Annotated in this window: 9 protein-coding genes; 7 read left to right on the top strand and 2 right to left on the bottom strand. The window is 41.4% G+C overall.

The annotated features are described in order from the left end of the window. Positions 1 to 317 (top strand): hypothetical protein (locus tag ABWP91_RS19805; protein WP_353244699.1); only part of this gene is annotated, 317 nt, incomplete at its 5' end. A 101-nt stretch (positions 318 to 418) separates the two neighbouring features. Further along, positions 419 to 2,158: a D-lactate dehydrogenase gene (gene dld, locus ABWP91_RS19800; protein ID WP_353244698.1), complete on the top strand. Its 1,740-nt coding sequence runs from the start codon at positions 419 to 421 to the stop codon at positions 2,156 to 2,158. A gap of 56 nt (positions 2,159 to 2,214) precedes the next feature. Here dld and sbcB read toward each other — a convergent pair whose 3' ends face one another. Further along, a complete protein-coding gene (gene sbcB / locus ABWP91_RS19795; RefSeq protein WP_353244697.1) occupies positions 2,215 to 3,642 on the bottom strand; it encodes an exodeoxyribonuclease I in 1,428 nt (475 codons plus the stop codon). 342 nt (positions 3,643 to 3,984) lie between these two features. Here sbcB and ABWP91_RS19790 point away from each other — a divergent pair, with 342 nt between their 5' ends. Together ABWP91_RS19790 and tmaR are read left to right on the top strand one after the other, a co-directional pair. Continuing rightward, positions 3,985 to 5,268: an MFS transporter gene (locus ABWP91_RS19790; RefSeq protein WP_353244696.1), complete on the top strand. Its 1,284-nt coding sequence runs from the start codon at positions 3,985 to 3,987 to the stop codon at positions 5,266 to 5,268. Positions 5,269 to 5,392: 124 nt separating this feature from the next. Next, positions 5,393 to 5,725 (top strand): PTS system regulator TmaR, encoded by a 333-nt coding sequence (gene tmaR, locus ABWP91_RS19785; RefSeq protein ID WP_004253179.1) that lies wholly within the window; start codon positions 5,393 to 5,395, stop codon positions 5,723 to 5,725. Between the two features lie 60 nt (positions 5,726 to 5,785). On the opposite strand, the gene ABWP91_RS19780 is transcribed toward tmaR, so the two are convergent. Next, positions 5,786 to 6,475 carry a helix-turn-helix domain-containing protein gene (locus tag ABWP91_RS19780; protein WP_353244695.1) on the bottom strand — a complete coding sequence of 230 codons (690 nt, stop codon included), beginning with the start codon at positions 6,473 to 6,475 and terminating at the stop codon, positions 5,786 to 5,788. A gap of 206 nt (positions 6,476 to 6,681) precedes the next feature. Between ABWP91_RS19780 and ABWP91_RS19775 the strand changes: the two genes are divergently transcribed. From ABWP91_RS19775 to ABWP91_RS19765, 3 genes are read left to right on the top strand one after another with little or no spacing between them, the layout of a single operon-like run. Then, a complete protein-coding gene (locus tag ABWP91_RS19775) occupies positions 6,682 to 9,012 on the top strand; it encodes a molybdopterin-containing oxidoreductase family protein (RefSeq protein ID WP_353244694.1) in 2,331 nt (776 codons plus the stop codon). A gap of 2 nt (positions 9,013 to 9,014) precedes the next feature. Further along, complete coding sequence (locus ABWP91_RS19770) at positions 9,015 to 9,563, top strand: 4Fe-4S dicluster domain-containing protein (RefSeq protein ID WP_353244693.1); 549 nt, start codon at positions 9,015 to 9,017, stop codon at positions 9,561 to 9,563. A 2-nt stretch (positions 9,564 to 9,565) separates the two neighbouring features. Continuing rightward, the gene (locus tag ABWP91_RS19765; protein ID WP_353244692.1) at positions 9,566 to 10,384 is read left to right on the top strand and encodes a dimethyl sulfoxide reductase anchor subunit family protein; all 819 of its coding nucleotides are present in this window, start codon (positions 9,566 to 9,568) and stop codon (positions 10,382 to 10,384) included. Positions 10,385 to 10,459 lie beyond the last annotated feature (75 nt).

Genomic DNA, 10,459 nt, shown 5'->3' with positions numbered 1-10,459 from the left:
CTCAAAACCGAATGAGTCACATACTTATGTATGCTCCCCATGATCGTTTGGCTCCGCGCCTTGCTACAACGCGAACTATTTTGAATATACAAGTTACAAAAATATTCTTCATATTTCACGCCGTAGCGGTGCTGCACTCTCAAAACCGAATGAGTCACATACTTATGTATGCTCCCCATGATCGTTTGGCTCCACGCCTTGCTACAACGCGAACTATTTTGAATATAGAGCTACTAGGAAGTTGTTCAAATCAGTACGAAATTAAAAATAGCGCCTTGGGCGCTATTTTTTTGCTTGTTAAGAATTCTTTAAGATAAACCGTGTAGCCTATTAACATCTTAATATTATGTGATATTGTTGTTAGAACTAATATCGCACAACTCATAATCAATATGAATTCGAGTAAGAAGGCGCACACATGAAAGATGCACAAAAACCTGAGAATCAACGATTATTACTCACACTCAGGAACCTTGTTGGTAAGAAAAATATCCTCACTGAGCCGCACAAAACAGAACGTTATCGTAAAGGGTTCCGCTCAGGAACCGGAGATGCGATAGCCGTTGTGTTCCCGACGACCTTGCTTGAGCAATGGTACGTATTTAAAGCGTGTGTAGAAGCGGATAAAATTGTCTTAATGCAAGCGGCGAACACTGGGTTGACTGAGGGCTCAACACCAAGTGGTTATGATTATGACCGCGATATCGTGATTATCAGCACATTGCGATTAAACCAAATCCAAGTGCTTCCTGAATTTAACCAAGTGGTTGCCATGCCAGGCAGCACCCTATATGACCTAGAAAAAATCCTAAAACCTCTTGGGCGTGAACCGCACTCCCTGATTGGCTCATCCTGTATTGGTGCATCCGTTGTTGGCGGAATTTGTAATAGTTCAGGTGGCTCATTAGTGCGCCGTGGCCCCGCGTATACCGAGCTTGCGTTGTACGGTCGCGTTAATGATGATGGGAAAGTTGAGCTAGTTAACCACTTAGGAATTGATTTAGGGAATACACCAGAAGAAATTTTGACTAATCTGCAAAACCGTGGGTATAGCAGTGAAGATGTGCAAGTCAGTGATAAATTAGCCTCTGACCATGAATATGCTGAACGTGTTCGGGACATTGACGCCGATTCACCATCACGTTTCAATGCCGATGAACGTCGTTTGTTTGAAGCGTCAGGGTGTGCAGGTAAATTAGCTGTATTTGCGGTGCGTTTAGATACCTTCCCAGCGGATAAAAAAACACAGGTTTTTTATATCGGCTCAAATAACCCTGATGTGCTGGAAGATATTCGCCGTTATATTCTGAGTGAATTTAAAAATTTGCCCGTTGCTGGGGAATATATGCACCGTGGTTGTTTTGATATTGCGGAAATATACGGTAAAGACACTTTCTTAATGATTGATAAATTTGGCACCGATAAAATGCCAATGTTCTTTACCATTAAAGGGCGTATGGATGCAGTATTAAATAAAGTGCCATTCTTACAGTCTAATTTAATTGACCGTACAATGCAAGTACTCAGTAAATTATGGCCATCACATTTACCGCATCGCATGAAAGAATTCCGCGACCGTTATGAACATCATTTAATGTTAAAAATGGCAGGGGATGGAATCGATGAAGCTAAAGTTTGGCTAAAATCCTATTTTGCGCATGCAGATGGTGGTTACTTCGAATGTACACCTGAAGAAGGGGCAAAAGCTTTTTTACACCGTTTTGCTGCGGCGGGTTCTGCGGTACGTTACCATGCGGTTCATAATAAAGATGTCGAGGATGTATTGCCGCTAGATATTGCATTGCGCCGTAATGACAGGGATTGGTTTGAAAAGCTGCCACCTGAAATTGAAGATTTATTAGTGCATAAATTATATTGCGGGCATTTTATGTGCCACGTTATGCACCAAGACTATGTTTTGAAAAAAGGGGTTAACCCGAAAGAGTTAAAAGAAAAAATGTTGGCGTTATTGGATGAGCGCGGTGCGCAGTATCCTGCAGAGCATAATGTTGGTCATCTATATAAAGCACCACCACAATTAAAGTCATTCTATAAAAATGCAGACCCGACCAATACAATGAACCCTGGTTTAGGTAAAACGACTAAGCGTAAACATTGGGAAGGGGATTGTGGTTGCGGGCAATCAGGCGAGCACTAATCTAAATTAATTTAAATAAAAAACGGGCAGATAATTTCTATTCTGCCCGTTTTTTGTTAACTCGCTAACTCCATCGCATAATTGACCAACGCTTTTAATTGCTGGCAGCGTTTTTCATCATGTTGATGTTCTTCTAATAAGAATTGTATTTGTTGCATATATTCCGTTAAGCGAGCTTCACTGAAATAATCCCGACGATGTTGTAACCAGCGCTGCTGTTCTTCATAAGAAAGGGTCGCTGGGTAATTACGTGCCTTATAACGGAAAAAGAGCTCTTTCATTCGCTTATCTTCAAAACTTAAATCTAAAGCAGGTAAGTTTTGTGGCGGTGTTTCACGAATAATATCCATGGTAGAACGATCTGATGGGCTAAAAAAGCCATTATATATTTGTGCATCTACATCATCTGAAACTTCAAATTTTTGTGGTTCGCTAAATAATTCGATTAGCTTATTACGAATGTCAGGGTTTTTACGCAAAATATCTAAATTTCGATGGCAAAGATCCCTATCTAACCCTGTGCGTAACGCATCTTCATCACGTAATGTCTTTTCAGGCGCTAAAATAGGGCATTTATTGATATGCACTAATTTGACAGGGACAGGAGGTTCGCCATTTAGCTCAGATTTAGGTGTATATAAACGCTCGCGTAATTCTTGGGTATTTAAGGTTAACAATGGCGAAATATCCGCGGATAAATCACACATAATGACTGCATTGCGGTTTTCAGGGTGCCAAGCTAGTGGGGCGACTAAACTGATATAAGAACGCAATGCACCAAACATACCCGAAACGTGTACTAAAGGCGTTATTTCTACAATATCGATAAGTTGGCTGACTTTGTTTTTATTGCGTAGTTGATAAAAATAATCAAACATACGCGGTTGCGCCGCTTTGAGTAATTTTGCCATGCTAATTGTTGCTATCACATCTGACATCGCATCATGGGCATTTTCGTGAATAATGCCATTGGCTTTTGTTAAGTGCTCTAAGCGCATACTTGGCAAACCGTCTTCATTTTCAGGCCATACAATACCTTCAGGGCGTAGCGCAAAACAGGCACGCAGTGGGTCGAGTAAATCCCAACGTGAGTTATTCTGCTGCCAGCTATATGCATAAGGGTCGTAAAAATTACGGTAGAGAATATTACGAGTGACTTCATCATCAAAACGAATGTTGTTATAGCCCATAATACACGTGTTGGGCACACTAAACGCTTGGTGGATGCGTTTAGTAAACTCGGCTTCATTAACGCCTTGTGCTAAGGCAATTTGTGGAGTGATCCCAGTGATCATGACGGCTTCAGGCTGTGGCAGATAATCATCAGCAGGTGCACAGTAAAAAACTTCAGGTTCTTCAATGATGTTAAAGTCTAAATCAGTGCGAACCCCCGCAAATTGAGCGGGCCTATCAAGTGCAGGGCGCTTGCCAAAAGTTTCGTAATCGTGAATAAAAAAAGAAGGTTGTTTTTTATTGTTTTGCAACGTTATCACCGTTTGAATTCTGTGCGTATGAATCTGATAGTGGGATATTGTTAGATTCACTATTCCATATAAATCAATGATACCTTATCTATAATCAAAGCTAAACCAAGGTCATCTGAAATGTCAGGAAAATCAAATTGAATATCCCAAAGGTATTTTTGTGTGTCAGAGTTGGGAGTGTTGTTGTTAGTCTGTAGAGCGTGAAATGTTATCTTCATCACATAAATAAATTGTTAACGTTAACATTGGTGATTAACATCACAAAACAATAGCTTTTGAGTGGGAATTAATAAATGTTAACCTTAACATTTGCCAAAGGTAAATTAAGAATAGGTGATTAACATGAATAGTAGTGCAAGGAAATACTATGCGTTATTGAGCGCATTGTTGTTTTTTTTCTTTTTTACATGGTCATCTACATTTTCAGTTGTTGCTATTTGGCTACGCAAGTATGTCGGCCTAGAAGGGGCGGACACAGGGTTCATTTTTGCCTGTATTTCAATTGTCGCGTTATGTGCTCAGCCATTGTATGGTTTCTTGCAGGATAAATTAGGTTTACGAAAAAACTTATTATTATTTATTGCCGTTTTACTGATTGCGTCTGGGCCATTTTTTATGGTGTTTGGGTCATTATTAAAATGGAACGTCGTGATTGGCAGTATTGTTGGTGGGTTATTTATTGGGATGACGTTCCATGCGGGCATTGGTGTCCTAGAATCCTACACTGAGCGTGTTAGTCGATTACGTAATTTTGAATATGGCAAGGCGAGAATGTGGGGTTCGCTGGGCTGGGCTGCTGCAACATTTTTCGCTGGGCGTAATATTAATATCGATCCTGATTATAATTTTATTATGGCGACGGTGTCTGGTGTGCTTTTCTTAATCATTCTATTAAACCTTAAAACGGCAAATGCGGATGCTTATAATAATTTAGAGCATGGCAATCCGTCTTCAATTACATTGCGTGATGCGTTACAGCTTTTTGCTTTACCACGTTTTTGGGCGCTAATATTATTTGTATTAGGCACGTGCATTTATAGTGTGTATGACCAGCAATTTATGGTGTATTTTTCGCATCAATTCCCAGATGAGAAACTAGGGAATGAGATGTACGGCTATCTAAACTCATTGCAAGTATTCCTAGAAGCTGGGGGAATGTTTTTAGCGCCATTTATCGTTAACCGAATTGGGGCAAAAAATGGTTTACTATTTGCCAGTTCAGTTATGGCATTGCGGATTATCGGCTCAGGTTTAGTCGAAGGGCCTATTCTTATATCTGTCATGAAATTGCTTCATGCTGTTGAATTACCTATCTTGCTGGTGGCAATCTTCAAGTATAACAGTCGCCATTTTGATAAACGTTTGTCCTCAACACTTTATTTAGTCGGGTTTAGTTGTGTAAGCTCAGTGGTTGCCAGTGTGTTATCGCCATTAGCAGGCTGGGGGTATGACAAAATTGGTTTTGCACAGACCTATTTGATAATGGGGTTGTTTGTCGTCATAACAACGATATTGTCTGCATTTTGTCTTAGAAATGATAAAACGGATAATGCAAAGCCTAACCTTGATGAGAAATCAGCAGAATTAAATCAAAATAATCCAGAAATTCCAGCAGCAAAAGCATAACCCAATGATCTTTTTCAATAGATTAAATCAATAAATATGTGAAACTGACTTGTAACGTAAGGCGATTAGATTGTATTGTGTAATAAGATTATGCGTTTTGAATATTGACTAGAGGGTTTTAAACATGGACAACGCTAACAAGCCGTCTTTCCAAAATGTTCTGGAATTTGTGCGTATGTTTCGTCGCAAAAATAAAATTCGTCGTGAAATTACCGACAATGAGAAAAAAATTCGTGATAACCAGAAGCGAGTTTTATTACTGGATAACTTAAGCGAATACATTAAGCCGGGGATGTCAATTGAAGACATTCAAGCGATTATTGCCAATATGCGCAGCGACTATGATGACCGTGTTGATGATTACATTATCAAAAATGCAGAATTGTCAAAAGAACGTCGTGAAATCTCTAAAAAATTGAAAGAGATGGGCGAATTACCACGCATTGACGTTAAATAGAATAAAATAGCCGAGTTAATCTCGGCTTTTTTATCACTCTTATTTCACCAACACTAATGATTATAATACGAGCGTCTTTACCTGCTTAATAAGCGCGTTGGCTAACAATTCCATTTCTGCTTTTTCAATAAACCCCATTGTAACGGCTGCCGCGATTAATTCACCATTTTGGTTAAATACAGGGCAGGCAATCGACTGTGCCCCTGGGATCCCCTTTGTGGGTTCATAACGAATCGCATAACCTTGGTCAATTACTTTATTGAGCTCATCTTGTGAATAATCATCACACAAAAATTGCTTATCAAAAGCCGCATAAATTAAACCTGCTGCGCTTTTGGCAGTGGGTAATGGGGTGTTTGGTAAGAAATCAATTTCAATATTTTTAAAACTACGGTTGTATTTAACCAGTGATAACAATTTCCCAGAACGTAATGCAACGCCAGTTGAAACGTTTTGTTCATCGCGAAATTGAACCAAACTGTTATTAATAACCTCGACAAAAGACCCTTCAGGTTCGACAAAATTTGCTAAAAAGGTGAGATTACGGCCTAAGCCATAACGGCTCGTTTGTGCATCTTGGTATAGCATTTGTGTTCGACACAGCGAAACTAAATATTTATGCAAGCGGCTTTTGGATATTTCACAACCTTTGGAAATATCTGCGGCTCGCGCTATTCCACCATTTTGAGCAATAAAATTCAGGATGCTGACAGCAATATCAACAGAATTAACACCTTGCAGGGTAGACATACATAAACCTCATTTTAACAATTCCATCTATTTTATCATGAGTCACCTATCCCTCCTAACAACCAAAGAATCTGAGGGGTAATCACTAAGGGGTAGTTATTTTGTACCTATAAATAATAGCAAAGCTTGATTCGCCTCAAGTTCACTATTTATGAATGGAGTATATATATAGTGTACTTTTAAAAGCAATGTCGAGGTTTACTATAATGAAAACAATAAATGAATTACGTCTAAAACGCCGAACGCTCCTAAAAGGGCTTGGCGTTGTTGGGTTGGCGACTATCACACCGTGTTCTTTTGCGCAGGCAAATAATAATCAGCTCCTGCCAAAGGTGCGATTAAAATTGTCTGACTACAAAACGTTTCGTTCAACCTGTGCAATGGAGTGTTTGCACTGCAACTTAACGGCTTATACCTACCAAGGTAAGTTGATGAAAATACAGGCAACAGAGGGCTTTAACGTTAAATGTTGCTTACGGGGAATGAGCAGAACGAAGTGGGTATACCATGACCAGAGGATCACAACACCGTTATTGCGCGTAGGGGAAAAAGGAAAAGCGGAATTTAAACCCATTAGCTGGGATGAAGCGCTTGATCTCATAGAGAAAAATATTCGTGACACTATCACTAAGTATGGCAACGAAGGATTGTTTATTTCTACCCATGCGGGAAATATGGATTCCATCAAAAATGATATGGGTAAGGCATTTTTTGATTATTTAGGCGGCTCGACAAAACAAGCAGGTTCTTTGTGCTGCTCGGCTGTTACTGCGGCAATGATCCCAATGGTGGGGTTACGCTACGCAGATACACGGGATACGGTGGCGGATAGTTGTTATATTTTGTGTTGGGGAAATAACCCTGCGGTGACCATGCAGGCCTATTTTAAAAACTACAACCAAGCACGGAAAAATGGCGCGAGGTTAGTCGTCATTGACCCGAGATTTAATGAAACAGCCGCAAAAGCGGATGAGTGGATCCCTATCATTCCTGGGACAGATACAGCGTTAGCACTTGGCATGATTAAAATTATTATCGAAGAAAACCGTATTGATGAAGGTTTTCTTCGTGCACATACTGGTGCGGTTTATTTGGTTGATGAGAAGCAACAGCAGCTTAGGCAAGATGTCTCTGACCCTGATAGTTATCTGGTGTTTGATATTCTAAGTCAGCAACTTGTTCGTCACGATTCTACAGGGATTAAACCTGCATTATTTCAACATGAGTTACCTAGCCAGTTCGGCTATACCACGGTTTTTGAGCAAATATACCAACAAGCGAAAGAGTGGGATGTCGCACGAGTGAGTGCGGAAACTGATGTGCCTGTGGAAACTATTGTGCGCCTTGCCCGTGATTATTCATCAATTACCCCCTCAATGATTGTGCAAAATATGTCTGGGGCACAGCGTACAGAACATGGTGCATATGTGGCGGCAAGTCAGTTTTACCTCGCTTTATTAACGGGCAATATAGGTAAACGCGGTGCAGGTGTCTGTGATGCAGGTGGTGCAAGGCAAATGGCCAAATTTAGTCCAATTGTTCCGCCTGCTCCGAATGCAAAAAATATTCCGCCAATACCTGTGGCAAAAGTCGGCGACTATATCGTCAATGAAAAGCCCCATCCAATTAATTTCTGGTGGATCATGACGATGGGCGTGATGACGCAATTGCCTAATACTAACAAAGTGCGAGAAGCGCTGAAGAAAGTACCTTTTGTGGTGGTTGCAGATAACTTAATGAGCTCAACAGCGCTATACGCGGACTTAGTCTTGCCTGTCACCACTATTTTTGAAGATACCAGCTTGATGGCTGGGGTACGTAGCCAGTATGTACAATTGATGGAAAAAGCGGTTGAGCCTGTAGGGGAAGCTAAACCTGATTACTGGATTTTTGCTCGTTTAGCGGAGCGCTTCGGGTTTGGCGAGGTATTTAATAAGCCGATTGAGCATTATATTGATGCTTGTCTTGTGGGCTCGGGCATTACACGTGAAATGCTTGAAAAAGGACCCGTAAGGCCAGTTGAAGGGGATTGGATCCCATTTAAGGATGGGGTTTTTAGAACATCGACGAAAAAAGCACATTTTTTTATTGAAGATTGGCAAAAGAAAAACTTCTCACCTGTAGTGGCTTATTACCAAGTAAAAGAGTCAGTGAAGGGCTCACCGGAACTTGCTAAAAAGTACCCATTAATGGCGGTGCAGCGCAAGTTAGCGCGCAGTGTTCACTCAAGCCATGGGATGAATGAATGGATCCTCGAAGTGCAACGTAATCAACCCAATGTGTTAATTCACCCAGAAGATGCTAAAACACGTGGCATTCAAAATGGCGAATGGGCAGTCACATTCAATGACAGGGGGGAGCATAGGGCGATTGCGGTAGTCACTACACACATTAAAAAGGGGGTTATCTCCCTTGATAATGGCTGGTGGGAGCAACAAGGGGGAAGCAGTAGCCATGTGACTAATGACCAAGTGGAGCATTTAGGCACAGGCCATTGCTGTAATAGTACACTTGTTGACGTGAGAAGGGAGGCATGATCATGGTTAAGCAATATGGTTTTCTCATTAATACAAAAGATTGCTATGGTTGCCGCACTTGTTCAATGGCGTGTAAATCAGAGAATGTGACTCCTCCAGGGGTTTTATGGCGACGTGTTCGTGAGTTCAATGATGATTCACCGAATACGCAGGCATTTATTACGATGTCATGTAACCATTGTGATGACCCTCAATGTTTAAAAGTTTGCCCTGCGGATACCTACACTAAGCGGCCTGATGGGATTGTGGTACAAGACCATGAAAAATGTATTGGTTGCCAAATGTGTATTATGGCGTGTCCATACCATGCCCCAGTTTTTGATCCTGCTGAAGGTAAAACCAGCAAATGTAATATGTGTGCTGAACGATTAGATGAGGGGTTACTGCCTCGCTGTGTGGAGTCTTGCCCGACAGGGGCAATTGAGTTTGGCGAAATTTCTGAACTTCGTAAAAAACACACGACAAACTGGGCGGTATTGGAAAAAAGCTACAACATGCCTGACCACAGAATCAGCCAGCCTAATATTGTGATTATTGGAATGGAGGACTAATCATGAATATTCATCATATGGAACTCCCTTTGGTATTTTTCACGGTGATGAGCCAGTGGGGAATTGGCGCGGTACTCGCCTTGACGTTATACCAAGTGAAAGCCAGTACAGAAAATAAACTTGCGGGAAAACCCCTGCGTACAGCGGTGTTAATCATTTGGTTAATTGAAGTGATAGGCTCGTCTATGTCCATGGGGCACTTAGGGGTCCCGTTAGAAGCTTATCGTTCAGTACTCGGGTTAAGCCATTCATGGCTAAGTCGAGAAGCCGTTACGTTTGTTTTACTTAACGGCCTAGTGACTCTCTGGGCGCTTTCTTGCTGGCTACAACCAACGGCAAATATGCGCAATATCGCCTTAGGTTGGCTGAGTGGTCTCGGTGGGTTAGCCGCTATTCTTGTCACAGCGCAAGTGTATTACCAAATGGTAGCCCATCCACTCTGGCATAGCCCTGCAACACAAATTGCCTTTATTGGTAGCGCAATTGTATTAGGTTTTAGTTTTATCACACTGAGTGTGCGTGCCTTGGACAAACCCGTGCCAAATGTTATTAAAATCGGCGTGATATTGGGTGTTGTGCTTGTATTGGTATCACAAATTATTAGCGTGCAAATACCCGCAAGCCAAGGGGAAAGTTATCTCTTATGGTGGCAAGTCGTCATGAGCATGATATTACCTTGTGTGATAGCACTAAGAGGGTACAAAGGTAAAGAGCCATCAATACCGTTATTGGCTGCATTGATGGTGGTTATGTTTAGTGGCGAGCTAGCCGGTCGCGCATTGTTTTATGGTGCGGTAATGGTTCAGGCGCCTTGGTTCTAAAAATCCTCGTCATATTTCGCGCTGTGGCGTTGTTGGCTTCGCTCAGTCACACAGGTCACATACTTGTGTATGCTC

It is taken from the genome of Providencia sp. (assembly GCF_040396775.1).
Lineage (GTDB): Bacteria > Pseudomonadota > Gammaproteobacteria > Enterobacterales > Enterobacteriaceae > Providencia.
Note: the sequence above shows the minus strand (reverse complement) of the source record. Positions and strands in the feature narration are given on the sequence as shown.

Excerpts from the sequence above, each read along its gene's own strand:
- ABWP91_RS19775 (WP_353244694.1), top strand. The coding sequence starts at position 6,682 with ATGAAAACAATAAATGAATTACGTCTAAAACGCCGAACGCTCCTAAAA.
- tmaR (WP_004253179.1), top strand. The coding sequence starts at position 5,393 with ATGGACAACGCTAACAAGCCGTCTTTCCAAAATGTTCTGGAATTTGTG.
- ABWP91_RS19770 (WP_353244693.1), top strand. The coding sequence starts at position 9,015 with ATGGTTAAGCAATATGGTTTTCTCATTAATACAAAAGATTGCTATGGT.
- ABWP91_RS19790 (WP_353244696.1), top strand. The coding sequence starts at position 3,985 with ATGAATAGTAGTGCAAGGAAATACTATGCGTTATTGAGCGCATTGTTG.
- ABWP91_RS19765 (WP_353244692.1), top strand. The coding sequence starts at position 9,566 with ATGAATATTCATCATATGGAACTCCCTTTGGTATTTTTCACGGTGATG.
- ABWP91_RS19780 (WP_353244695.1), bottom strand. The coding sequence starts at position 6,475 with ATGTCTACCCTGCAAGGTGTTAATTCTGTTGATATTGCTGTCAGCATC.
- dld (WP_353244698.1), top strand. The coding sequence starts at position 419 with ATGAAAGATGCACAAAAACCTGAGAATCAACGATTATTACTCACACTC.